Annotated in this window: 25 protein-coding genes; 10 read left to right on the top strand and 15 right to left on the bottom strand. The window is 69.3% G+C overall.

Annotated features, from left to right (window positions below; translation table 11 throughout):
- Positions 1–15: 15 nt before the first annotated feature.
- The 3 genes from FS845_RS12070 to FS845_RS12080 form a co-directional block, all read right to left on the bottom strand.
- Entirely contained in the window at positions 16–969 is a 954-nt protein-coding gene (locus tag FS845_RS12070) for a 2-hydroxyacid dehydrogenase (protein ID WP_144635052.1), read from the bottom strand.
- Between the two features lie 91 nt (positions 970–1,060).
- Positions 1,061–2,026, bottom strand: a complete 966-nt coding sequence (locus tag FS845_RS12075; protein ID WP_144635055.1) for a Bug family tripartite tricarboxylate transporter substrate binding protein — start codon at positions 2,024–2,026, stop codon at positions 1,061–1,063.
- A gap of 106 nt (positions 2,027–2,132) precedes the next feature.
- Positions 2,133–3,137 (bottom strand): Bug family tripartite tricarboxylate transporter substrate binding protein, encoded by a 1,005-nt coding sequence (locus tag FS845_RS12080; RefSeq protein WP_144635058.1) that lies wholly within the window; start codon positions 3,135–3,137, stop codon positions 2,133–2,135.
- 213 nt (positions 3,138–3,350) lie between these two features.
- Here FS845_RS12080 and FS845_RS12085 point away from each other — a divergent pair, with 213 nt between their 5' ends.
- From FS845_RS12085 to garL, 5 genes are all read left to right on the top strand, one after another.
- Positions 3,351–4,280, top strand: a complete 930-nt coding sequence (locus tag FS845_RS12085; RefSeq protein WP_144635061.1) for a dihydrodipicolinate synthase family protein — start codon at positions 3,351–3,353, stop codon at positions 4,278–4,280.
- Between the two features lie 300 nt (positions 4,281–4,580).
- Positions 4,581–5,600, top strand: coding sequence for an SMP-30/gluconolactonase/LRE family protein (locus FS845_RS12090; protein ID WP_144635772.1), 1,020 nt, complete (start codon positions 4,581–4,583; stop codon positions 5,598–5,600).
- A gap of 119 nt (positions 5,601–5,719) precedes the next feature.
- Positions 5,720–6,430, top strand: a complete 711-nt coding sequence (locus tag FS845_RS12095; protein WP_260986271.1) for a FadR/GntR family transcriptional regulator — start codon at positions 5,720–5,722, stop codon at positions 6,428–6,430.
- 96 nt (positions 6,431–6,526) lie between these two features.
- Complete coding sequence (locus FS845_RS12100; protein ID WP_260986259.1) at positions 6,527–7,636, top strand: Ldh family oxidoreductase; 1,110 nt, start codon at positions 6,527–6,529, stop codon at positions 7,634–7,636.
- Between the two features lie 235 nt (positions 7,637–7,871).
- Positions 7,872–8,639 carry a 2-dehydro-3-deoxyglucarate aldolase gene (gene garL / locus FS845_RS12105; protein WP_144635067.1) on the top strand — a complete coding sequence of 256 codons (768 nt, stop codon included), beginning with the start codon at positions 7,872–7,874 and terminating at the stop codon, positions 8,637–8,639.
- A 284-nt stretch (positions 8,640–8,923) separates the two neighbouring features.
- On the opposite strand, the gene rpsT is transcribed toward garL, so the two are convergent.
- The 10 genes from rpsT to FS845_RS12155 form a co-directional block, all read right to left on the bottom strand.
- A complete protein-coding gene (gene rpsT, locus FS845_RS12110) occupies positions 8,924–9,187 on the bottom strand; it encodes a 30S ribosomal protein S20 (protein ID WP_066133630.1) in 264 nt (87 codons plus the stop codon).
- A 341-nt stretch (positions 9,188–9,528) separates the two neighbouring features.
- A complete protein-coding gene (locus FS845_RS12115; protein WP_260986260.1) occupies positions 9,529–10,548 on the bottom strand; it encodes a FecR domain-containing protein in 1,020 nt (339 codons plus the stop codon).
- Positions 10,549–10,748: 200 nt separating this feature from the next.
- Positions 10,749–12,311 carry a murein biosynthesis integral membrane protein MurJ gene (gene murJ / locus FS845_RS12120; protein ID WP_144635070.1) on the bottom strand — a complete coding sequence of 521 codons (1,563 nt, stop codon included), beginning with the start codon at positions 12,309–12,311 and terminating at the stop codon, positions 10,749–10,751.
- 75 nt (positions 12,312–12,386) lie between these two features.
- Positions 12,387–13,145, bottom strand: coding sequence for a 3-hydroxyacyl-CoA dehydrogenase (locus FS845_RS12125; protein WP_144635073.1), 759 nt, complete (start codon positions 13,143–13,145; stop codon positions 12,387–12,389).
- Positions 13,146–13,271: 126 nt separating this feature from the next.
- Positions 13,272–13,928 carry an adenylate kinase gene (gene adk / locus FS845_RS12130; RefSeq protein WP_144635076.1) on the bottom strand — a complete coding sequence of 219 codons (657 nt, stop codon included), beginning with the start codon at positions 13,926–13,928 and terminating at the stop codon, positions 13,272–13,274.
- Between the two features lie 91 nt (positions 13,929–14,019).
- Positions 14,020–14,787 (bottom strand): 3-deoxy-manno-octulosonate cytidylyltransferase, encoded by a 768-nt coding sequence (gene kdsB, locus FS845_RS12135; protein WP_144635078.1) that lies wholly within the window; start codon positions 14,785–14,787, stop codon positions 14,020–14,022.
- A 181-nt stretch (positions 14,788–14,968) separates the two neighbouring features.
- Positions 14,969–15,163 carry a Trm112 family protein gene (locus FS845_RS12140; protein ID WP_144635080.1) on the bottom strand — a complete coding sequence of 65 codons (195 nt, stop codon included), beginning with the start codon at positions 15,161–15,163 and terminating at the stop codon, positions 14,969–14,971.
- Between the two features lie 54 nt (positions 15,164–15,217).
- Positions 15,218–16,270, bottom strand: coding sequence for a tetraacyldisaccharide 4'-kinase (gene lpxK / locus FS845_RS12145; protein WP_144635085.1), 1,053 nt, complete (start codon positions 16,268–16,270; stop codon positions 15,218–15,220).
- Complete coding sequence (locus FS845_RS12150; protein WP_144635088.1) at positions 16,267–16,680, bottom strand: ExbD/TolR family protein; 414 nt, start codon at positions 16,678–16,680, stop codon at positions 16,267–16,269. Before FS845_RS12150 ends, lpxK begins: the two co-directional genes overlap by 4 nt.
- Positions 16,677–17,342: a MotA/TolQ/ExbB proton channel family protein gene (locus FS845_RS12155; RefSeq protein WP_144635091.1), complete on the bottom strand. Its 666-nt coding sequence runs from the start codon at positions 17,340–17,342 to the stop codon at positions 16,677–16,679. Before FS845_RS12155 ends, FS845_RS12150 begins: the two co-directional genes overlap by 4 nt.
- A 322-nt stretch (positions 17,343–17,664) precedes the next feature.
- Between FS845_RS12155 and xseA the strand changes: the two genes are divergently transcribed.
- The 4 genes from xseA to pcaF all read left to right on the top strand — a co-directional run bounded on the left by xseA (position 17,665) and on the right by pcaF (position 22,660).
- Positions 17,665–19,023: an exodeoxyribonuclease VII large subunit gene (gene xseA / locus FS845_RS12160; RefSeq protein ID WP_144635094.1), complete on the top strand. Its 1,359-nt coding sequence runs from the start codon at positions 17,665–17,667 to the stop codon at positions 19,021–19,023.
- Positions 19,024–19,177: 154 nt separating this feature from the next.
- Positions 19,178–19,756 carry a superoxide dismutase [Fe] gene (gene sodB / locus FS845_RS12165; RefSeq protein ID WP_144635097.1) on the top strand — a complete coding sequence of 193 codons (579 nt, stop codon included), beginning with the start codon at positions 19,178–19,180 and terminating at the stop codon, positions 19,754–19,756.
- Between the two features lie 152 nt (positions 19,757–19,908).
- Positions 19,909–21,318: a chloride channel protein gene (locus tag FS845_RS12170; RefSeq protein ID WP_144635100.1), complete on the top strand. Its 1,410-nt coding sequence runs from the start codon at positions 19,909–19,911 to the stop codon at positions 21,316–21,318.
- 133 nt (positions 21,319–21,451) lie between these two features.
- Positions 21,452–22,660 carry a 3-oxoadipyl-CoA thiolase gene (pcaF, locus tag FS845_RS12175; protein WP_144635104.1) on the top strand — a complete coding sequence of 403 codons (1,209 nt, stop codon included), beginning with the start codon at positions 21,452–21,454 and terminating at the stop codon, positions 22,658–22,660.
- Positions 22,661–22,812: 152 nt separating this feature from the next.
- Here pcaF and FS845_RS12180 read toward each other — a convergent pair whose 3' ends face one another.
- Both FS845_RS12180 and FS845_RS12185 read right to left on the bottom strand, forming a co-directional pair.
- On the bottom strand, positions 22,813–23,301 hold the full coding sequence (locus FS845_RS12180; RefSeq protein ID WP_144635108.1) for a DUF192 domain-containing protein: 489 nt from the start codon (positions 23,299–23,301) through the stop codon (positions 22,813–22,815).
- Positions 23,302–23,426: 125 nt separating this feature from the next.
- A complete protein-coding gene (locus FS845_RS12185; protein ID WP_012417758.1) occupies positions 23,427–23,672 on the bottom strand; it encodes a cold-shock protein in 246 nt (81 codons plus the stop codon).
- A gap of 220 nt (positions 23,673–23,892) precedes the next feature.
- Here FS845_RS12185 and clpS point away from each other — a divergent pair, with 220 nt between their 5' ends.
- The gene (clpS, locus tag FS845_RS12190) at positions 23,893–24,207 is read left to right on the top strand and encodes an ATP-dependent Clp protease adapter ClpS (RefSeq protein WP_144635112.1); all 315 of its coding nucleotides are present in this window, start codon (positions 23,893–23,895) and stop codon (positions 24,205–24,207) included.
- The last annotated feature ends 70 nt before the right edge of the window (positions 24,208–24,277 follow it).

Genomic DNA, 24,277 nt, shown 5'->3' on the forward strand with positions numbered 1-24,277 from the left:
CGCCTTCATCCAGGCTCATTCCACGGGCGTGATGACACGGCCGGTGGCGAAGAACGACTGCAGGTTCTCCAGCATCAGGTTTTCCATCTCCATGCGCGTTTCGTAGGTGGCGCTGCCGATGTGCGGCAGCAGCACGGTGTTGCCGTGCTGCTTCAGTTCGTCGGGCACCTTGGGTTCGTGTTCGAACACGTCCAGCGCCGCGCCGCCCAGCTTGCCGGCCTGCAGGGCCGCGACCAGCGCGGTCTCGTCGATGACGGGACCACGGGCGATGTTCACGATCAGGCCCTTGGGGCCCAGCGCTTCCAGCACCGCCTGGTTGACCAGGTGGCGCGTGCCCGGGCCGCCCACCGTGGCGACCACCAGGAAATCGGCCCATTCGGCCAGCTCGACCAGCGAGGCGGCGTAGCCGTACGGCACGTCTTCGCGCGCGCGGCGGTTGTGATAGCGGACTTCCATGTCGAAGCCCTGGCCGCGGCGGGCAATGGCGTCGCCGATGCGGCCCAGGCCGACGATGCCCAGTTTCTTGCCGCTGACACGCGTGCCCAGCGGGATGCTGCCATGCACCTGGCCCCACTGGCCGGCGCGCACGAAGCGGTCGCCCAGGCTCATGCGGCGCGCGCCGGCGATCATCAGGCCCCAGGCCAGGTCGGCCACGCAGTCCGTCAGCACGTCGGGCGTGTTGCTGACCAGGATGCCGCGCTTGTGGGCCGCCTCGACGTCGATGGTCTCGTAGCCCACGCCCCAGCTGCAGATCGCCTTCAGCGACGGCAGGGCGTCGATCAGGTCGGCCTTGGCGCCCATGTTGGCCGTGGTGACCAGGGCGGTGATGTCCTTGGCGTGCTCGGCCAGCGCGCGGTCGCGGTCGGCGTGTTTCCACAGTTCGAACACGTCGTAGCCGGCGGCGAGACGTTCGTTGGCGGAGGGCGAGCCGGACAGCGGTCCGACCTGGAGGATGCGGGGCTTGGTCATTGTCTGCGGGTGTTCGGTTGAAGGTGAAACAAATGCTACTTGATTCCACGGCGGGCGGGCGGACCGGCCCCGCCGCGGACGGGGGCAGGACTCACTGCAGTTCGATGTTGGCCTTGCTGATCACCTCCTTCCAGCGCTTGACTTCGCCTTGCTGGAAGGCGGTGAACTGCTCGGGCGTGTTGGCCACGACCTCGAAGCCCTGGGCTTCGAAGGTCTTGGCCACCTGCGGATCCCGCAGCGTGGTGCGCAGCGCGTCTGACAGTTTCTTCACCACGGGCGCGGGCGTGCCCGTGGGCACCGCGAAGCCCTGCCACGAGTACACCACCATGTCGGCGATGCCGGCCTCGGCCAGCGTGGGCACGTCGGGCAAGCCGGGCACGCGGGCCTCGCCCGTGACGGCCAGGGCCTTCAGCTTGCCGGCCTTCACGTGGTTGAGCACCGCGCCCAGGTTCTGGAACGACACGTTGACCTGGCCGCCGATCAGGTCGGCGATGGCCGCGCCGCCGCCCTTGTAGGGCACGTCCACGCCGGTGGTGTTCGTGCGCTGGCGGAACAGCACGGCCGACAGATGGTCGGACGAACCCGTGCCCGACGAGGCATACGACACCTTGTCCGGATGCTTCTTCGCATACGCCACCAGTTCGGCCACCGTGCCGGCGGGGAACGACGGCGGCGCGACCAGCAGGTTGGGATTGCGCACCGCCTGGGTCAGGTAGATGAAGTCCTTGCTGGGGTTGTACGAGAGGTTCCTGTACAGCGCTTCGTTGATGGCGAAGGTGCCGATGGAGCCCACCATCATGGTGTAGCCGTCGGGCGTGGCGCGGGCCAGCGCCTGGGCACCGATGGCGCTGTTGGCGCCGGGCTTGTTCTCGACCACGAAGGTCTGGCCCAGCAGCTTGGCCAGACCGGGCGTGACGGACCGGCCGGTGATGTCGGACGAGCCGCCGGGCACGAAGGGCACGATCATCGTGACGGGTTTGTCGGGGTACTGCCGGGCGTGGGCGGCCGAGCCCAGCAGGGCGCAGGCCGCGGCGATGACGCAGGTCAGTCTGTACACGGTGTCTCCTGGTGCGCGTGTCGTTGTGTCAGGCGCCGCCGGCCGCGCGTCGCGGCGGCGTCCGTCTGGCCGCGCACGGGGCGCGGCCGAATCCTGGCCTGCCTGGTCAGTCGACCTTGGCGCCCGACTGGCGCACCACCTGCGCCCACTTCTCGGTTTCCCTGGCCATGAAGGTCTTGAACTCGGCGGGCGGGATGCCCGAGGTTTCCGCGCCCTGGGCCTGCAACTGGCGCTTCACGTCCTCCTGCTGCAACGCGCGGGCGACGTCGCGCTGGACCTTGTCGACGATGGCGGGCGGCGTGCCGGCCGGCGCCAGCAGGCCGAACCAGCTGGAGGCCTCGTAGCCCTGCACGCCGGCTTCGGCCATGGTGGGCACGTCGGGCAGGGCCGGCGAGCGCGTGGCGGTGGTCACCGCCAGCGGACGCAGCTTGCCGGCCTTGAGGAAGCCCATGGACGAGGGCAGGTTGTCGAAGATCAGGTCGGCCGAGCCCGCCATCACGTCGGTCAGCGCGGGGCTGCTGCCCTTGTAGGGCACGTGGGTCATCCGGGTATCCGTCATGGCCTGGAACAGCTCGCCCGACAGGTGCGTGGAGGTGCCGTTGCCGGTCGAGGCCATGTTGACCTTGCCGGGATTGGCCTTCAGGTAGGCGATCAGGTCGGCCACGCTGCGGATCTTGTGCTGGTCGGCGAAGGCCGGGTTCAGCTCCAGGATGTTGGGCACCGGGATGACCAGCGTGACCGGCGCGAAATCCTTGACCGGGTCGTACGGCAACTGCGAATACACGGACTGGTTGATGGCATGCGTGCTGACCGTGCCCATCAGCAGGGTATAGCCATCGGGCTTGGCGCGGGCGGCCTCGGCCGTGCCGACGTTGCCGCCCGCGCCGGCCTTGTTGTCGACCACCACGGCTCGGCCCCAGGCCTTGCCCAGTTCGGCCGCGACGACGCGCGCGGCGATGTCGGCGGTGCCGCCGGCCGGGAAGGGCACGAGGATGCGGACGTCGCGGTCGGGATAGCCGCGGGCTTCCTGCGCGTGGGAGGGAAGCGCCAGGCAGGCGCCCGCGACGAGGGCGGCGCAAGCCGCACGCAGGCGTAGAGGTACGACAAGCATGAGTAGTCTCCTGGGTGTGCGCGTAGCCGCGCATCTGTCGTGGGAACGGCGGGCCGCCCAGTGATCCGAGCCCTGTCGCGGCCAATATGTGGATGCTTGCTTGTCAGACAATATAGGTATAGAGTTTTTGCTTGTCAATCAAGTAAACAACTCATCGTACAAGTATGCGGTGCGCGCCCCGCGTGCGGACGCACCCCAGGAGACGGCCCTTCCATGAAAACCACCCCGGTCACCCCCGCGGACCTGCAGCGTTCCGTCATTGCGGTGCCGCCGCTGGCGCGCCTCGCCGACCTGTCGCTGAACGAGACGGCCAACCGTGCGCTGCTGCGCCACCTGGAAGACGGCGGCGTGCGCAATGTGATGTACGGCGGCAATGCCAACTTCTACAACGTGGGTGTCAGCGAGTACGCCCGCCTGGTGGATTTCCTGGCCGAGGCCGCGGGACCGGACACCTGGGTGCTGCCCTCCGCCGGGCCCGACTACGGCAAGCTGATGGACCAGGCCGCGATCCTGCGCACGCGCGACTTTCCCACCGCGATGCTGCTGCCCATGTCGTTCCCTTACACCGACGCGGGCCTGGCCGACGGCGTGCGCCGCTTCAGCGATGCCCTGGGCAAGCCGGCCGTGGTCTACATCAAGAACACCAACTACCTGGCGCCCGCCACGGTGGCGCGCCTGATCGAGGAAGGGCGCATCGCCGCGCTGAAGTACGCCGCCGTGCGGCCGGATCCCACCGACGATCCCTACCTGGCCGCGCTGCGCGAGGCGGTGGACGCCAAGTGGATCGTCAGCGGCATCGGCGAGCGCCCGGCCATCGATCATTGCCGCGCGTTCGGCCTGAAGACCTTCACCTCGGGTTCGGTGTGCGTGGCGCCGCGCGGCTCGATGCGCCTGCTTCGCCTGTTGGGCGAGGACAGGTTCGACGAGGCCGAGCAGGTGCGCCGGCACTATCTGCCATTGGAAGACTGCCGCGACGGCATCAGCCCCATCCGCGTGCTCCACGACGCGGTCACGCTGGCGGGCGTGGCCGACATGGGGCCGATGCTGCCGTTGCTGACGGGCCTGGACGCGGCCGAACGCGAGGAGGTCGCGCCGGTGGCGCGGGCCCTGCGGGAATGGGACCGGACGGTGCCTGCTGAATGATGCCGCGGGGCGCGGCATGCGGCATGGCGTGACGCATCGGGGGAGGGTTGCGGCTTGCGGCGCTTGGCGCCAAGGGCCATCACGGAAACGGCGCGATGACGCCGGCGCATGAACGAGGAGACACGCATGCAGGATGCATATGGGGTAGCCGGCGATGCGCCGGCAGCGGGCGCGCACGAAGCCGTGGACACGGGCAGGCAAGCCGGTGGGCGCGGTGATGCGGATGCTGGCACGCACGTGGATGCAGGCGCGCGCAAGGATGCGCGGGCGCAAGCGATCCTGGGCGTGCGCGCTGGCCACATGGACACCGGCCGGCGCTCGCTGTTGCGCGCCGCGGGCGTCGCGGGCGCGGCGGTCTTCCTGCCCGGCGCGGCGCGCGCCTGGCAGCCCGCCGAGCGCTATCCGGACCCGGCCATCGTGTCGCTCGATCCGGCCTTCGACAAATACCGCCTGTTCAACGCCGGCATCGAGCGGCTGGCCTCCGGCATGCGCTGGTGCGAAGGTCCCGTGTGGGTGGGCGACGGCCGCTATCTGCTGTGGAGCGACGTGGCCGACGACCGCATCATGAAGTGGGAAGAGGAGACCGGCTCGGTCAGCATCTTCCGCAAGCCTTCGAATCATGCCAACGGCAATACGCGCGACCGCCAGGGGCGTCTGCTGACCTGCGAGCACCTCACGCGCCGCGTGACCCGCACCGAATACGACGGCACCATCAGCGTGGTGCTGGACCGCTACGAAGGCAAGCGCCTGAATTCGCCCAACGACATCGTGTGCCGCTCCGACGGCTCGATCTGGTTCAGCGATCCGCCCTTCGGCATCGGCGGCAACTACGAGGGCCGTCCGGCGCCGTCCGAGCTGCCGCAGTCGGTGTACCGCGTCGACGGCAAGACCGGCGAGGCCGGCGCCATCATCACCGACCTGAAGGGTCCCAACGGCCTGTGCTTCTCGCCCGACGAGACCCGGCTGTACGTGATCGAGGGGCGCGCCACGCCCAACCGGCTGATCCACGTGTACGACGTGCAGGAAGGCGGTACGAAGCTGGCCAACCGGCGCGTATTCCTGGAGGCCGTCGACGGCGTCACCATCGACGGCATGCGTTGCGACGTGGACGGCAACCTGTGGTGCGGCTGGGGCATGGGCGAGGGCAAGGACGGCGTGATGGCCGTGTCGCCGCAGGGCAAGCTGCTGGGGCACATCAGGCTGCCCGAGCGCTGCGCCAACCTGTGCTTCGGGGGCACGCAGCGCAACCGGCTGTTCATGGCGGCCAGCCGGTCGGTGTACGCGGTGCATCTGAACACGCAGGGCGCGATCGGCGGCTGAGGACGCGGCGGCTGCGAACGGCTACCATAGCCGCAGCCGCCCGCAGCAAAGGAGTCCAGGTGTCCCCCAGGAAAGCGCAGACCGCGACGTCGCTCCCCGAGCAGGGGCGCGACGAGGTCCTGCCGTCGCTCGAACGCGGCCAGCGGGTGCGGCTGGCGGACCAGCTCTATGGCCAGATCTTCGACCAGATCGTGACCGGGCGACTGAACGTCGGCGACAAGCTGCCGTCCGAGCACGAGATCTGCGAGAAGTACGGCGTGTCGCGGCCCGTGGTGCGCGAGGCCCTGCTGCGCCTGCGCGCCGATGGCCTGGTCATGGCGCACCAGGGGTTGGGCACCTTCGTCAGCCACCAGCCCGCGCCGCGCCTGAAGACCTTCGACGGCGTGCAGAACGTGTCGGCCTATCTACGCGCGCAGGAAGTGCGGCTGGCGCTCGAGGCCGACGCCGCGCGCCTGGCCGCGCTGCGCCGCACCGACGACCAGTTGCGCCGCATCGAACAGGCGCACGAGGCATTCGTGCGGGCCCTGCAGAACGGCCAGGTGTCGCCGGCCGCCGACCTGGCCTTCCATGCCAGCATCGCCGAAGCCAGCGGCAACGACTACTTCCTGGGTGTGCTGGAAAGCATCCACGAATCCATCAACGGCTTCATGCGCCTGACGCTGAGCCTGACGCGCACCGGTTCGCGCCAGCGCGCGCAGCGCGTGGCCGACGAGCACGAAGCCATCCTGATCGCGATCCGCGAACAGGACGCCGAGCGCGCGCGGGTCAACATGCAGTTCCATCTGGGCCAGGCGCTGCATCGCCTGGTGGACCGCGAGCGCGACGGCTGAAGGCATCCAGCGTTCGCCGCGCCGGGCCTGCGCAGGCCGCGCGCGGCGGGCATCCGCAAAGAACCGCGGGCGACGACCCGCACGGGAGACGAGACAGTGGCAGGCGATTCGGCAGGGACGGTGCGTGCGCAGATCGGCCAGGTACGCGAACAGATACTTCTGGTGCTGCGGGCGTGGGGCATGCCCGATGATCTGGCCGACAGCGCGGCCGGGCTGATGGCCGAGACGGACCTGCTGGGCGTGGATTCGCACGGCATCTCGATGCTGCCTTCCTACGAGAACAAGCTGCGCGCCGGTACCCTGCACATCGACGCGCGGCCGCGCGTGGCGCGCGACGGCACGGCAAGCGCCCTGCTGGACGGCGGCGCGGGCCTGGGCCATCCCGTGTCCGCGCAGGGCATGGCGATGGCCATCGACAAGGCGCTGGCGCATGGCGTGGGCGCGGTCGCCGTGCGCAATTCGCATCACTTCGGCGCCGCGGGCGTGTACGCGCGGCTGGCGGTGCAGCGCGGCCTGGTGGGCCTGGTCACCAGCAGCGCCACCACGCTGATCATGGTGCCCACGCATGGCGCCATGCCGGTGCTGGGCACCAATCCCATCGCCTTCGGCGCGCCGGCCCAGCGCAACGATCCGCTGGTGCTGGACATGGCCACCACCACCGTGGCCGCCAACAAGGTCAAGGTCTACGACTACTACGGCAAGGCCTTGCCGGCGGGCTGGGCCGTCGACGGCGCGGGCGGCGTCATCACCGAGGCGGCCGAGGCGATGCGCTACATCTTCAAGCATGCCGAGGGCGGCCTGACGCCGCTGGGCGGCACGGCCGCCATGAGCAGCCACAAGGGCTATGGCCTGGCGCTGATGGCGCAGGTCCTGGGCGGCACGCTGGGCGGCAGCGCGCTGGCCGCGCGGCATGCCGTGCGCCGCGGACCGGGCGATCCCGACGACATCGGCCACTTCTTCCTGGCGCTGGACCCGGCCGCATTCCGCGAGGCGGGCAGCTTTGCGCAGGACATGGACGAACTGATCGACACCATGCACGCGGTGCCGCCCGCCGATCCGTCGCAGCCCGTGCTGGTGCCCGGCGATCCCGAGATGGCCGAGCGCGCACGCCGGCTGCGCGAGGGCGTGCCGATCGCCGAGGCATTGGCGGCGGTGCTTCGGCCCCTGTGCGAACGTTGCGGCGTGCCGTACGTGTTGCCGCGATGACGATGATGCGTTCCGCCTGGACGATCGCGCGGGTCGGCATGCGGCCTGTCGCGGCGGTCCGCGCAACGCCTGCCTGGGGTGGCGCGGCCTTGTGCCGCGCGCCGCACGATCCTGCCTGCGGTGCCACCGTGCCTCGCGCGCGGCCACCCGGTTTTCCATCGACGTTTTCCCCTCGTGACGGCGCCGGTCCCTGGCGCCGCCGCGAGATTCATTCCCTCAGGAGGCCAGCCTTTCCATGACATCCCCTATCCCCAACCGTTTTCGACAGCGCATCCTGGCCCGCGAGCGCCAGATCGGGCTCTGGATGAGCCTGACCAGCCACATCACGGCCGAGGTCGCCGGGCTGGCGGGCTTCGACTGGATGCTGTTCGACGGGGAGCATTCGCCCAACGACGTGCCGCTGTTCGTGCAGCAGTTGCAGGCCATCCAGGGCAGCGCCAGCGCCGCCGTGGGCCGGCCCGGATGGAACGACCCGGTCGAGATCAAGCGCATGCTGGACATCGGTTTCTACAATCTGCTGATCCCGTTCGTTGAATCGGAAGACGACGCGCGCCGCGCCGTGGCCGCCACGCGCTATCCGCCGGCTGGCATCCGTGGCGTGGCGGGCCTGCAGCGCAGCAACCGCTATGGCACGGTGCCCGACTACCTGCGCGACGTGAACGACAACATCTGCGTGCTGGTGCAGATCGAGAGCCGGCCGGGCGTCGAGGCGGTGGATGCGATCGCCGCCGTGGACGGCGTGGATGGCGTGTTCATCGGGCCGTCCGACCTGGCGGCCGCGCTGGGCCACCTGGGCAACCCCGGCCATCCCGAGGTGCAGGAGACCATCGGGCATCTGTACGACCGCATCACCGCGCAGGGCAAGGCAGTGGGCATCCTGGCGCCCGTGGCGGCCGATGCGCGCCGCTACCTGGACATGGGCATGCACTTCGTGTCGGTGGGCACCGACCTGGGCATCTTCAAGCAGGCGGTATTCGGGCTGCGCGAGGCGTTTCCGGGGTGAGGGCAGGGCTGCCGGGCCGTGGCGACGCGCGCGGCCGCGGTTCGGTGGCGTTGGGTCGGCGTGCGCGGGCCGGTGCAATGTCAGGCCGCGCATGCGTCAAGCGGCCATGCGTCGGCGAGCAAAAGACACCGCCCAGCCAAACGCAAAAAGGATGCCTAAGAGGCATCCTTTTTACTTGCCGTGATTCACAGGCAGCCTGAAAACAGGCTTGGCGATGAAGCCGAATGGGCGCCGTACGGGTACGTGCGCGCCGTGCGGCCCGGCAAGCCGGACCGCAGCCGGTATCAGGCCAGCGCCTTGACGGCGGCCGACAGGCGGCTCTTGTGGCGAGCGGCCTTGTTCTTGTGGATGATGTTCTTGTCGGCCACGCGGTCGATGATGCTGGTGGCTTTCTGCAGCGTTTCGGCGGCAGCGGCTTTGTCGCCGGTGGCGATCGACTGGCGAACGCGCTTGATGGCGGTGCGCAGCATCGAGCGCAGGCTGGAGTTGTGCTTGTTGCGGTCGACCGATTGACGGGCGCGCTTGCGAGCTTGGGCGGTATTGGCCATAAGGAATAGGACTCTTACTGGATGACTAGGTTCGGGTCTGGCTTGGGGCTTTACCTTCGGCTGTGAGGTTCACATCCCTGGGTTCTGTACCCGCAGGGGTTGTTCCTCGTATCCGGACCTGTCTGTCGACCGGAGCCGCCGGGATAGCGGGGGCATGGGTTTTCGAAGCGCTTTCAAGAAACGTCATCGAAAACGGCTGCCCCTGCGTTGCGCCTAGCCTGTGAATTCGGCAAAGTCCAAGATTGTATCAGCTTTGCCTGCGATTGCAAGGGAAACAGCTTTGTGCTGGAGACGCGCGTGGCGTGGGTGCCGCACCCCGCAGCCGCGCCGCGCGGGGCGGATCAGGTGCTCAGTACGTTGATGGAAACGAACCAGGGCGTCAGCCGCGACACCTGGATGGGCATGGTGTTTTCCAGGGCGCGCAGCGCGGCGTCGGAATCGTCCAGCGGATAGGTGCCGCGCACCGGCAGGCCACCGGCCGCCATGGAAACGCGCAACGTGCCCTGGCGATACGGCCGCAGGGCCGCCACGACCTCGGCCAGGGGCCGGTCGTTCGCCTCGATCCAGCCGTGCTCCCAGGCCGCGTCGGGCATCAGGTCGGCGCGCGGCACGCCGATCCGGGCGTTGTCGAACCGGGTGCCTGTGCCGGAGGGCACCACCATGCGCGAGCCGGCCATGGTCTCGACTTCGACGTCGTGCTCGTGCACGACGACCAGGGTGCGGCGCGCCTGCTGGCGCACCATGTAACGGGTGCCCAGCGAGCGCACCACGCCTTCGGCGGTACGCACCAAAAACGGACGGGTCGGGTCGGCCTGCACGTCCACCGAGATGGCGCCTTCGAGCAGGTGCAGCATGCGGTAGCTGGACGTGTATTCCAGGTCGACCCGGCTACGGGCGTCCAGCAGCAACTGGCTGCCGTCGGACAGCATGTAGCGGCGGCGCTCGCCGGTTTGCGTGGCGGCGTCGGACGCAAGGCCGTCGAGCGGGTAATAGGCATTGCCGACGTAGGCGGCGCCCACGGCGCAGGCGCCCAGCGCCATTGCGCCGCCCAGGAAATGGCGGCGGCCCAGCGACACGCCCGCGGCGGCGGCCGGCAGCAGGGAAGAGGCTTCGGGGGAATCGGAAATGGTATCGCCTTCGTAGCCGGCGGGGTAGTTGTCGCCCAGCCGGCCCAGCATGGAGCTGTTCAACGTGCCGGTGAGTTGCTGCCAGGCGCGTTCGTGCAGGGGGTTGCCATCGCGCCACGCCAGGAAGTTGGCGTAGTCCTTGGGGGTTGCGCGGCCCGAGCGCAGCAGCACCAGCCATGTCACGACCTGGTCGGACAAGGGAGGCTGGGGGCTGGCGCTGAATTCGGGTTCCACGCTCGAGCCTAAAGGGACTTGGGTTGCGAGGAGCACTATTGCCTAATCGTGAAAATCCGTCTGCGATGTTTGCAGATGGTGAGTAAATACTTAACTTTACGAAAATTTACCTTAAAGAAACGGCAATTGTCGACCCCAAGGGGCCGAAAAGAGCCTTATTTCGGACGAATAAAGCGATTTTTTTCGATTTAGACGGGAAATCAGGACCGAACGCCGCGGCGGCCGAAGTCGCGGGGACGGAAGCCGCACGCGAACAGAGCCCCGAAATAGGCGATGCCGCAGGCGGCCAGCACCCCGGCGAGGGTCGCGCCGCGCAGGCCGGCGTGGGCCTGCAGCGCGATCCAGTCGATGTGGGCGTCGGCATACAGCAGCACCGCCGCCAGCGCCGCCAGCGCGGGCAGCAGGCGCAGCAGGAAGCGGCCCCAGCCCGGCGCGGGCCGGTAGACCCCGCGCCGGCGCAATCCCACCAGCAGCGAGCCGGCGTTGATGCAGGCGCCCAGGCCGATGGCCAGCGCCAGGCCGGCGTGCGCCATCAGCGGCACCAGCAGGGCGTTCATCACCTGGGTCAGGACCAGCACCATGATGGCGATCTTGACCGGGGTGCGGATGTCCTGGCGCGCATAGAAGCCGGGCGCCAGTATCTTCACGGCCAGCAGGCCGATCAGGCCCACCGAATACGCCACCACCGCCAGGCGGGTCTGCTGCACGTCCTGCGCCTGGAAGGCGCCGTAGTGGAACAGCGTGGCCACCAGGCCATCGGACAGCAGCATCATGCCGAGGCTGGAGGGCAGGCCCAGCAGCAGCACCAGGCGCAGGCCCCAGTCCAGCAGGCCGCTGTAGCCGGCCTGGTCGGACCGCGCATGCGCCGCCGACAGGCTGGGCAGCAGCACGGTGCCTAGCGCCACTCCCAGCAGGGCGGTGGGGAATTCCATCAAGCGGTCGGCGAAGGACAGCCACGTGACGCTGCCGGGCGCCAGCCAGGTGGCGATGTTGGTATTGATCAGCAGCGAGATCTGGGCCACCGACACGCCCAGCGTGGCCGGCGCCATCTGCTTGAGGATGCGCTGCACGGTGGGGTCGCGCCACGCGGTACGCGGGCTGGACGACATGCGCGGAGCCATGCCCAGGCGTACCAGCGCCACCCATTGCACGACCAGTTGCGCGACGCCGCCGATCATGACGCCGACGGCCAGGCCGTAGATCGGCGTGTCGAGGCGGGGCGACAGCCAGATGCAGGCGCCGATCATGGACAGGTTCAGCAGCACCGGCGTGAAGGCCGGAACGGCGAAGCGCCGCCAGGTATTGAGCACGCCGGACGCGAATGCGATCAGCGACATGCACAGGATGTACGGGAACATGATGCGCGTCATCACCACCGCGCTGGCGAACTCGCCGCCGCGGCCGGTGTCGCGCAGGCCGCTGGCGACCAGCGTGACTACCAGCGGCGCGGCCAGGATGCCGATCACGGTCAGCACCATCAGCGCGCCGGTCAGCAGGATCGCCACGCGGTCCAGCAGGTCGCGGACGTCGTCGTCGCCGCGTTCGGTGCGCGCGGCGCCCAGGATGGGAACGAAGGCCTGCGAGAAGGCGCCTTCGGCGAACAGCCTGCGCAGCAGGTTGGGAATGCGGAATGCGACCCAGAAGGCGTCGGTCAGGGGGCCGGCGCCGAATGCGCGTGCGACGAGGATGTCGCGGATCAGGCCGGTGATGCGCGACAGCAGCGTGAAGCCGCTGACGGTGGCGGCCGATCGTAGCAAAGCCATGTGGATTCTTGGAAGGCGCGGCGGCGGTTGCCGCCGCGCAGGGGGATTGCCGTGCGGCCTGTGGACGGTCCGGGCTTACTTGGGAGGCATGCGGATCGCGCCGTCCAGGCGGATCGTTTCGCCGTTGAGCATCTCGTTGGTCACGATGGCGTGGACCAGCTTGGCGTAGTCCTCTGGGCGGCCCAGGCGGGCGGGGAAGGGGATGCTGGCGGCCAGCGAATCCTGCACTTCCTGGGGCATGCCGAAGATCATGGGCGTGCCGAAGATGCCCGGGGCGATGGTCATGCAGCGGATGCCGGCCTTGGACAGGTCGCGCGCGATGGGCAGCGTCATGCCGGCCACGCCGGCCTTGGAGGCCGCATAGGCGGCCTGGCCGATCTGGCCGTCGAACGCGGCCACCGAGGCCGTGTTGATCAGCACGCCGCGCTCGCCGGTGGGTTCCGGCTCGTTGGCGCTCATGGCTTCGGCGGCCAGGCGCATCATGTTGAAGCTGCCGATCAGGTTGATCGAGACGACCTTCTGGAACAGGTCCAGCGCGTGCGCGCCGTTCTTGCCGACGATCTTGGCGGCCGGGGCGACGCCCGCGCAGTTCACCAGGCCGAACAAGGCGCCCAGCGACTTGGCTTCGGCCACGACGCGCTGGCCGTCGGCTTCCTGCGTGACGTCGCAGTGCACGTAGCGCTGGCCCAGTTCCTTGGCCAGCGCCTGGCCGGGCTCGTCCTGCAGGTCGGCGATGACGACCCTGGCGCCATGCTCGGTCAGCATGCGCGCGGTGCCCGCGCCCAGGCCCGACGCGCCGCCGGTCACGATGAATACCTTGTTCGCGATTTCCATGTCTGCTCTCTGCTCTCGCGGTGTTTGGGGGGATTGGGTATGTCGGGGACGGCGGCGCGCCTGGCGCCAGGGCCGTCCAGGCCATCGGCCCGGACTGGACGCCCGTGCCGGACAGCCTTGTCGTCGTCAGTTCTGCAGGGCTTGCGCCAGGCGCGACTTGATCTCTTCGACCGAACCCACGCCCGAGATCTTGCGGTACTTGGGCGCCACGGCGGCATCCTGCTGCGCCCAGCCGGCGTAGTAGTCGACCAGCGGGCGGGTCTGCTGCTGGTACACCGACAGGCGGTGGCGCACGGTCTCTTCGCGGTCGTCGTCGCGCTGCACCAGCGGTTCGCCGGTGACGTCGTCCTGGCCGTCGGCCTTGGGCGGGTTGAAGCGCACGTGATAGGTGCGGCCGCTGGCCGGGTGCACGCGGCGGCCGCTCATGCGTTCGATGATGTCGGAGTCGGGCACTTCGATCTCGACCACGTAGTCGAGCTTGACGCCGGCGCTCTTGAGCGCGTCGGCCTGCGGAATGGTGCGGGGAAAGCCGTCGAACAGGTAGCCCTTGGCGCAATCGTCCTGCTTCAGCCGGTCCTGCACCAGGCCGATGATGATCTCGTCGGACACCAGGCCGCCCGCATCCATGACCTTCTTGGCCTCGATGCCCAGCGGCGTGCCTGCCTTCACGGCAGCGCGCAGCATGTCGCCGGTGGAGATTTGCGGAATGCCGTAATGCTGGGTCAGGAAGGCGGCCTGGGTGCCTTTGCCGGCGCCGGGAGGTCCGAGCAGGATGAGACGCATAGATGCTCCAGAAGAGTAATGTAGTTTTTGTGGTCGGGGGCGATTATGCCGCAACGCAGCATGTCCTGCCGGATCGCGAGGATAAGGCCTCTTATAACCGATTTGAGGAGAACCACGCCCGCACGCGCTCGAGGTCGGCGGGGGTGTCCACGCCGGCCGCCGGAGGCTGGTCGGCGCGGTGCACAACGATGCTGTGGCCATGCTCCAGCGCGCGCAGCTGTTCGAGCGACTCGAAACGCTCCAGCGCGCCCTGCGGCAACGTGGGAAAGCGCCGCAGGAACGCCACCCGGTAGGCGTACAGGCCGATGTGATGCCAGGCGGGCAGATCGGGGGCAAGCACACGCTCGCCGCCCGCCAGCGCGTCGCGCGCCCAGGGGATCGGCGCGCGCGAGAAATACAGGGCGCGGTCGTCGGCGGCGCAGACCACCTTGACGACGTTGGGGTTGAACAGCGCCTCGGCGTCGGCCAGCGGGCAGGCGCAGGTGGCGATGTCGGCGCCGGGCGCGGCCAGCAGCTTCGCCGCCACGGCGTCGATGAGGGCCGGTTCGATCAGCGGCTCGTCGCCCTGGACGTTGACCACGACGGCGTCGTCGGGCAGGCCGAGCTGCTGCACGGCTTCGGACAGGCGATCGGTGCCGGTGGCATGGTCGGAGCGGGTCAGCAGCGCGGAATGGCCGTGCGATTCGGCGGCCTGGCGCACGCGCTGGTCATCGGTGGCGACATGGATGGCCGACGCGCCCGACAGGCTGGCACGCTCGGCCACGCGCACCACCATGGGCTTGCCGGCGATGTCGGCCAACGGTTTGTCGGGCAGGCGGGTGGACGCGGCACGCGCCGGGATCAGGACCAGAAAGCTCATCGTGTGCCTTCGTGCTGCGCACTTCGGTATTCGCCGTTGAGGCGGCTCGGCGGGAAGGTCGGGGCGCCTTCGTGCTGCGCACCCCGGTATTCGCCCTTGAGGCGGCTCGGCGGGAGGGTCGGGGCGCCTTCGTGCTGCGCACTCCGGTATTCGCCCTTGAGGCGGCTCGGCGGGCTCATGCCTACAGCGTGGGAGCGGGTTGCGCGGGGGTCGGGTCGAGGTCGCGCGCCTCGGATTCGAGCATGACGGGAATGCCGTCGCGCACGGGGAAAGCCAGGCGGTCGGCCTTGCAGAGCAGTTCGGCGTGCGGGCGGTCGTAGTCGAGCCGGCCTTTGCACAGCGGGCAAACGAGGATGTCGAGCAGGCGGGATTCCATGCCGCGATTCTAGAACAGAACGCGGCGTCCGGGGCCGTTCCGGATGGCGTGCGCTCAGGCGCGGGTGGCCGCCTTCAAGGCCTGCGACAGCCACGCCGCGAAATCGCCCGAGAAACACGCGGCCACGCGGACCTCCCACAGCCGCGGTTCGTCCAGGCCAGCGCATTTGACGGCGTCCTTCGCGGTGATCAGGACGTGCTCGCCAGGCAGCGCGCCGAAGGGCGAGCGGGCGTAGTCGTAATGGTCGGGCAGGGGCAGTTCCGCGGCCGGGGCGATGCCCGCCTCCCGCAGGGTCTGGAAGAAGCGCCGCGGGTTGCCGATGCCTGCGGCGGCCGAGACGCGGCCCGCCCGCGGCGCCTGTGCGAACCACGCCAGCGGCTGCCGTTCGCCATCCGCCAGGCGCCAGGCGCCGACGGGCTCCAGGCGCATCTGGAACTGGCGCGGCCCGGCCGCGGCGCCGCCTTCGCCGAGCGGGGCCTTGGCGAGCGGGGCATTGGTGATCACCGCGTCCACCTCGTCCAGCCGCTGGGCGGGCTCGCGCAGCGGGCCGGCGGGCAGCAGCCGGCCATTGCCCACGCCGCGCTCGTCCTGCACCACGATCTCGACGTCGCGCGCCAGCTGCAGGTGCTGCAGGCCGTCGTCGGAAACGATGACATCGACGTCGGGATATGCCTGCAGCAACGCCTGGGCGGCCAGCACGCGCCTGGGATGCACGGCGACCGGCGCGCCCGAGGCGCGCGCGATCAGGGCGGGCTCGTCGCCGAATTCGGCCGGCGCCAGGGCGCCCTGGCCGATGCGTGGCGCCGCGCCCAGGGCGACGCCGTAGCCGCGGCTGATCACGCCGGGCGTCCAGCCAAGCGCGCGCAGGCCCTCGACCGCGGCGATCACCACGGGGGTCTTGCCGGTGCCGCCGACGTACAGGTTGCCCACGATGGCCACCGGCACCGGCGCGCGCCAGGCCTGGCGGCGGCCGTCGCGATAGGCGGCGCGCTTGGCGCGCACGGCGCGCGCCGTGACGGCCGACAGCGGCGTCAGCAGCGCGGACAGCCAGCCTCCGCGGCGCCACTGCCGGTGCAGGAAGGCGAGCAGGAAGCTAGGGGCGTTCACCGCACGGTCTGCGCGGCGAAGTTGACGCGGCCGATGCCGGCCAGGCGCGCCGCTTCCATGACGTTGATCACCGACTGGTGCGTGGCCTGGGCATCGGCGTTGATGACCAGCAAGGCCTCGGCCTTGCCCTGCGCGGCATGCGCCAGCGCGGCGGCGATGTCGGGCGGGGTGGCGGCATCCATCAGCACGCCGTCCAGCGCGTAGTGGCCGTCCTGGCTGATGGCAACTTCGATGGCCGCGGGCGCCTGCTGCTCGGCCGCGGCCTGCGGCAGCGTGACCTTGAGCTGGGTGAAGCGCGCGAACGAGGTGGTGGCCGCCAGGAAGATCAGCATCACCAGCAGCACGTCGATGAGCGGGATCAGGTTGATGTCCAGCTCGTCGCGCCCCGAGTCGGGTCCACGGAAGTTCATGGGCGGGCCTGCCCGGCGCGAGGCTCCCCAGGACGGCCCTCGGCGTGCATGCCGTCCGCGCGGGCATCCATCCCCACGTGCCGCGCCAGCCGGCCGGCCATCAGCTCCATGGCCGCCAGGTAGCCGTCCACCCGGGCCCGCAGGTAGCGGTGGGCGATCATGGCCGGGATGGCGATCAGGATGCCGAAACCGGTGTTGTACAGCGCGACGGAAATGCCGTGCGCCAGTTGCGCGGGATCGCTGGTATTGGGCGCGTAGGCGCCGAAGATCTCGATCATGCCGACCACGGTGCCGAACAGGCCCATGAGCGGCGCGACCATGGCAATGGTGCCGATGGCCGGAATGTAGCGGTTCAGGTCGTGCGCCACCGCGCGGCCGGCGTCCTCGACCGCCGCGCGCAGTTCCGGACGTGGCAGGTGGCGCTGGCGCAGCACCTCTGCCAGCACGCGGCCCAGCGGCGAATTGCGTTCCAGCCGGGCAATCGCCTCGGGGGTGTCCTGGCGGGTGCGCAGCATGTCGGCGACCTGCTCGTTGAGGCCACGAGGCACCACCAGGCCGCGGCGCAGCGACAGCAGGCGTTCGACGATGAGCGCCAGGCCGAGGACGGACGTGGCGAGCAGGGGCCAGATCGGCCAGCCCGCGGCATGGAGGATGGCTAGCAAGACGGGGACTCCGGGGGAGGGACGGGGCGCGCTTCAGGGCGAGACTGTAACGGCGCGGCGGGGCCGTGACAAGCTGGCCTAATTGTCCACAGAAATTGTGGATAATTCTGTGCAGAACTTCGCTGCAAGCCGTATCTGCGTTGGTTCCCCGGTAGATCGCTCAAAAAGCGGGCATTTCGCCTTTGCCAGTTTCTGTATAAGAAACATGAACTTATACCGAAATTGCTAGCGCTCCAGGCCGCGCTGGCCACCGTGCCGCTTTGCGGTATCATTCAGCCCCGCTTCATGCGGCCTGTGGACATATATCTCGTCGGAAAGCCTCATGACAATTGGAGTCTCCGTCATAAACGACGTATTCACGCGGGATATCCTGACAGTTGCCCAGCTGAACCAGGCCGTGGGCCAATTGCTGGAGCGCAGCATCCCCGCCATCTGGGTGCGCGGAGAAGTCTCCAACTTCACCCAGGCCGCCTCCGGGCACTGGTACTTCACCCTGAAGGACAGCCGCGCCGCCGTGCGTGCCGTCATGTTCCGCAGCCGCGCCAGCCTGGTCGGCTTCGTGCCGCGGCCGGGCGATCAGGTCGAGGTCCGGGCGCGCGTCTCGCTATACGAGGCCCGCGGCGACTTCCAGCTGCAGGCGGACGGCATGCGCCGCGCCGGGGTGGGCAATCTCTACGAAGCGTTCCTGCGGCTGAAGGCGCAACTGGCCGAGGAAGGCCTGTTCGATCCCGAGCGCAAGCGCGATCCCGTGCGCCTGCCGCGCGCCATCGGCGTGATCACCTCGTTGCATGCCGCCGCGCTGCGCGACGTGCTGTCCGCGCTGGCGCGCCGCGCGCCGCAGGTGCCCGTCATCGTCTATCCCGCCCCGGTGCAGGGCGTAGACGCCGCGCCGCGGCTGGCCGCGCAGGTGGCCCACGCCAATGCCCGCGCCGAGGTCGACACGCTGCTGCTGGTGCGTGGCGGCGGCAGCATCGAAGACCTGTGGAGCTTCAACGACGAGACGCTGGCGCGCCAGCTGGCCGCCAGCGCCATCCCCGTGATCAGCGGGGTGGGGCACGAGACCGATTTCACCATCGTCGACTTCGTGGCCGACGTGCGGGCGCCTACGCCCACCGCGGCCGCCGAGCTGGCCTGCGTGCCACGCGCCGAGCTGCTGCGCGCCGTGCGGCAGGAAGCCCAGGCGCTGGCCCGTGCGCAGCGCCGGGCGCTGGACCAGGCCGCGCAGCGGCTGGACCGCGCCTCGGCCGGCCTGGTGTCGCCGGCGCAGCGCCTGGCCCACCAGCGCGAACGCCTGGCGTCGCTGCGCCATCGGCTGCTGGCCGCCTGGCGCGCGCCGCAGGCCCGGCGCGGCGCGCGCGTCGAGCTGCTGACGCAGCGGCTGGCACACCGCGCGCCGCGCATCGCGCCGGCGCAACAAGGTGTGCGCGTGCTGGCCGAGCAACTGCGCCGCGCCCACGCGCGACTGCTGGCCGCGCGCCGCACGGGGCTGCAGAGCGCCGCGGCGCATCTGCGCGCCTTCGATCCGCAGCACACGCTGGCGCGCGGCTATGCGATCGTGCGCGACGCCGACGGCGCTATCGTGCGCGATGCCGCGCAACTGGCGGCCGGGCAGCGGCTGGACCTGAGCCTGGCGCGCGGCGTCGCGGAGGTCGAGGTCACGCAGGTGCGCCAGGAAGACTGACGCGCGGCGATCCGTCGCAACCGGCCCCGTGCGGGGCGTATCGTGTTGCGATCCTTAACCCCATGTTGCCCCGGGGTTAGGGCGGTGGGCGCCGCGACAGCCGATACAATGGCCAAGCTTGATCGCGTACACCCAACCAAGAAGGAACCGACACATGGCACATACTCTTCCCCCCCTGCCTTACGAGCTGGACGCCCTGGCCCCCCACATCTCGAAAGAGACGCTGGAGTTCCACTACGGCAAGCATCACCAGACGTATGTCACCAACCTGAACAACCTGATCCCGGGCACCGAATTCGAGAACGCCTCGCTGGAAGACATCGTCAAGAAGTCCTCGGGCGGCGTGTTCAACAACGCGGCCCAGGTCTGGAACCACACCTTCTACTGGAACAGCCTGTCGCCCAAGGGCGGCGGCGAGCCCGCCGGCAAGCTGGCCGATGCCATCAAGGCCAAGTGGGGCGGCTTCGACGCCTTCAAGGAAGCCTTCAACAAGTCGGCCGCCGGCAACTTCGGTTCGGGCTGGACCTGGCTGGTGAAGAAGGCCGACGGCTCGGTGGACATCGTCAACACCAGCAACGCCGCTACCCCCCTGACCACCGCCGACGTGCCGCTGCTGACCTGTGATGTGTGGGAACACGCCTACTACATCGATTACCGCAACGCCCGTCCCAAGTACCTGGAAAACTTCTGGGCGCTGGTGAACTGGGAATTCGCGGCCAAGAACTTCGGCTGATTTCCAGCGCCTCGCGGCCCGCATCGAATCCGATGCTTGTAACAAGCCCTCCCTCGCGGAGGGCTTGTGCGTTTCCGGCCGCGTAAGCAGGGCGGGCGTACACTTCATGGTTGTCCCGAACACCTCCAACCGAGCGCCCCGACCGCCGCCTCATGGCCGACATCCCGCCCACCCGACCCGCTAGCCCGTCTTCCCCCTCCTCGCGGCTGCGCCTGGCGGCGCGGCGCAAGTGGCGGCAGACGCGGCGGCTGTCGCGCAAGAGCCTGCACCTGGGGCTGCCGCTGGGCGGCGCCGCGCTGGTGGCGCTGGTATCGCTGGGGTTCGCGCGGCTGGCCGACGCGGCGCTGCAATGGAACCGCGAATGGACGACGCGCCACGGCTGGCTGGCCTTCATCGTGCTGCCCGCCGCGTTGGCGGGACTGCGCTGGCTGACCCAGCGCGTCGCGCCCAATGCGGGTGGCAGCGGCATCCCGCAGGTCATCGGGGCGCTGAACCTGCCGGCGGGCGCGGCCCAGACCAGCCTGGTGTCGATCCGGCAGACTCTCTGGAAAATACCGCTGACCTTCGCCGGCATGCTGGCCGGCGCGTCGGTCGGCCGGGAAGGGCCGTCGGTGCAGGTGGGCGCGGCGGTGATGCTGGCCTGGGGGCGCCTGTGGGAGCGCCTGGGCGCGCCGATGCAGGGCCTGCGACACCGTGAGCTGATCGCCGCGGGCGCCGCGGGCGGCCTGGCGGCGGCCTTCAATGCGCCGCTGGCCGGCGTGGTGTTCGCCATCGAGGAACTGGGACGCGGCACGTCGCTGCGCTGGCAGCGGCTGGTGATGATCGGCGTGCTGGCCTCGGGCTTCATGGTCGTGGCCCTGGCGGGCAACAACCCGTATTTCGGCCAGTTCGCGGGGCAGGCCTCCGGCTCGGACATGCTGCTGTGGGTGCTGCTGTGCGGCCTGGTCAACGGCGTGCTGGGAGGCGTCTTCGCGCGCCTGCTGGGCAAGGGCCTGCCCGGCGTGGCGCCCATCGCCTGGCGCGACCGGTTGCGCCGCCATCCTGTGCTGGCCGCGGCCGGCCTGGGACTGGCCGTGGCCTGCCTGGGCGCGCTGACCGGCGGCGCGGTATACGGCACGGGCTACGAGACCGCCGCCGGCCTGCTGGCCGGCGACGCGACGCCGGCCGATGGATTCGGACTGGCCAAGCTGGCCGCCACGGTGGCGTCGTATTGGGCGGGCATCCCGGGCGGCATCTTCACGCCCGCACTGACCACCGGCGCGGGCATCGGCCACGAGCTGTGGCAGTGGACCGGCGGGGCGCTCGACGAGCGGTTGATCGTGCTGCTGTCCATGGCCGCGTTCCTGGCGGCCGCGACGCAGGCGCCCCTGACCGCCAGCGTGGTGGTGATGGAGATGACGGGCAGCCAGCCGCTGCTGTTCTGGCTGCTGGCGGCGTCGCTCGTCGCGTCGGTGGTGGCGCGGCAGTTCTGCCCGCAGCCGTTCTACCACTTGGCGGCGGGCCGCTTCCGGCGCCAGGCCACGCTGGAGGCGGCGCGCGGCGCCCGTGCCGCGTCGGCGTGATTCGTCCGTCTCGTGAACGTATCGGCCGTCCATTGCATGGACGGCATGGCCTTTCCCTCATCGGCCGCCTCGACCCTGCGATACCATCGATGGCCATCCGGAATTTTTCCCAGACAACGAGACGAGACACTCCATGACCACCCTGCATGCCTTCATCTGCGACGCCATCCGCACGCCCTTCGGCCGCTATGGCGGCGCGCTGGCCTCGGTCCGCACCGACGACCTGGCCGCCATTCCGCTCAAGGCCTTGATGGCGCGCAACCCCAACGTGCAATGGGACCAGCTGGACGACACGCTGTTCGGCTGCGCCAACCAGGCCGGCGAGGACAACCGCAACGTGGCCCACATGGCCACGCTGCTGGCCGGCCTGCCGGTCGACGTGCCGGGCGCCACGCTCAACCGCCTGTGCGGATCGGGCCTGGACGCCGTTGGCAGCGCCGCGCGCGCCATCCGCGCCGGCGAGGCGCACCTGATGCTGGCGGGCGGCGTGGAAAGCATGAGCCGCGCGCCCTTCGTCATGGGCAAGGCCAACACCGCCTATGCGCGCGACGCGGCCATCTACGACACCACCATCGGCTGGCGCTTCGTCAACCGCCTGATGAAGGCGCAATATGGCGTGGACTCCATGCCCGAGACCGCCGAGAACGTGGCCGACGACTTCGGCATCAGCCGCGAAGACCAGGACAAGTTCGCGCTGGCCAGCCAGACCAAGACCGTGCGCGCCCAGCAGTCGGGCTTCTTCGACGCGGAAATCACCCCGGTGTCCATCGCCCAGAAGAAGGGCGACCCGGTCATCGTCTCCAAGGATGAGCACCCGCGCGAAACCAGCCTGGAATCGCTGGCCAAGCTCAAGGGCGTGGTGCGCGAGGGCGGTTCGGTCACGGCCGGCAACGCCTCGGGCGTGAACGACGGCGCTGCCGCGCTGCTGCTGGCCGACGAGCAGAGCGCCGCCCGCCATGGCCTGACCCCGCGCGCCCGCGTGGTGGGCATGGCCACGGCCGGCGTGCCGCCGCGCATCATGGGCATGGGCCCGGCGCCGGCCACCCGCAAGGTGCTGGCGCAGACCGGCTTGACGCTGGCGCAGATGGACGTGATCGAACTGAACGAAGCCTTCGCGGCGCAAGGCCTGGCCGTGCTGCGCGACCTGGGCATCGCCGACGATGACGCACGCGTCAACCCCAACGGCGGCGCTATCGCGCTGGGCCACCCGTTGGGCGCCAGCGGCGCGCGCCTGGTCACCACCGCCGTCAACCAGCTGCACCGCACCGGCGGCCGCTATGCGCTGTGCACGATGTGCATCGGCGTGGGGCAGGGCATCGCGCTGGTGATCGAGCGGGTGTAAGCGGGTCGGGCCACGCCGACCGCGAAGCCGTTGGCTGGCCTCGCGGACGGCCGGGCGCGGCGCCCATCCGGGGACACCACTGGCCTGGCCCGGCGACGCCGTCAAAAAAAGGGAGCCCCCGCGGGCTCCCTTTTCTTGGCGCGTGCTTCGTGTCAGGGCAGCCCGTCGACCTTGGCGTTGGCCTTCAGGGCACGTTCGGCGAACCAGCCCTGGGCCATTTCCAGCACGTAGCGCACGGGCTTGCGGCTGCAGTGCGGCGTATCGGTCTTGGGCGCCATGTCCTCGATGTTGACGACGGTGCCGTCGTCGGCGATGAAGGCGGCCGACAGCGGCACCAGCGTGTTGCGCATCCAGAAGCACTGGACGTCGGGCGCGTCGAAGACGAACAGCATGCCCTCGTTGCCCGGCAGGGTTTCGCGGAACATGAGGCCGATGCGGCGCTCTTCCTCTGTGTCGGCGACTTCGGCCTGGATGGCGTGGATGCCGATCGACAGCGGCGTGGTGGCCAGCTTCGGCTGCGGGCCGGCAGGCAAGGGGCCCTGGGCCGCGGCGGGCATCGGCAGGGCCGGAGCCAGGGCCAGCAGGGCGGCCAGGCGTAGAGCGAGGAAGCAGGGCGACAGGCGCGCGCGGAGGTTCGACATGGGAAGGAGAACGGCGGAAAATGGGCGGACGACGGGCGACAAAAAAGGCGGGTGTCAGCCCGCCCTGCATGATACTCGGCGCACCGCGCCAGCGTGTAGGTTTTGCTGACTCCGAACGGCCGGCGTCAGGCTGACGTAATATTCAGCGCCTGCTTGCCCTTCGGACCCTGGATGATCTCGAACGAGACCTTCTGGCCTTCCTTGAGCGTTTTGAAGCCGTTCATTTGAATGGACGAGAAATGCGCGAACAGATCTTCTCCGCCGTCGTCAGGGGTAATGAACCCGAAACCCTTGGCATCGTTGAACCATTTGACGGTACCCGTCGATTTAGGATTGTCCCCTTGGACAGCGGTAGCGGTCGTATCAGACATGCGGACTGCCTCATTGAATCGTATGTTGATAGAAGAGCCGTTATAGCCCCTTCCCTCCCAGGCGTCCGGTGTGGCCAACAGCGATTTGTAAGCCTCCCGAATGCGCTGATAATGCGCTGCTTTTCTTTGTCACGTCAAGTATGGAAACTACGCATGTCTGCATGTAATTTTACGTAATTGCAGCGAACGCGTTGCGCCGTTTAACTAGAATAGCCGCCCTATGAGTTCTTCCTTGGATACCCAGCACGATCAGGTCGTGGAAAAGGCGCCCGCGAAAGCCGCGCCGCCGCCCATGTACCAGGTCCTGCTGCTGAACGACGACTACACGCCCATGGAATTCGTGGTGAAAGTCCTGCAGAAATTCTTCGGCAAGAGCCATGAAGAAGCGACGCGCATCATGCTGCAGGTCCACCACGAAGGCCGGGGCGTGTGCGGCGTTTATCCGCGCGACGTCGCGGCGACCCGGATAGCCCAGGTCGCGCAGTACGCCCGCGCGCGGCAACATCCGCTTCAATGCGTGATGGAGCCTGTCTAGCGTTGCCTTTCTAACAAGTAAGCAAGCGGCGCGCAGCCTCGAGCAAGCCGGCTGACGCGAGAATCAGAAT

Source organism: Bordetella genomosp. 13 (assembly GCF_007679965.1).
Taxonomy (GTDB): Bacteria; Pseudomonadota; Gammaproteobacteria; order Burkholderiales; family Burkholderiaceae_B; genus Bordetella.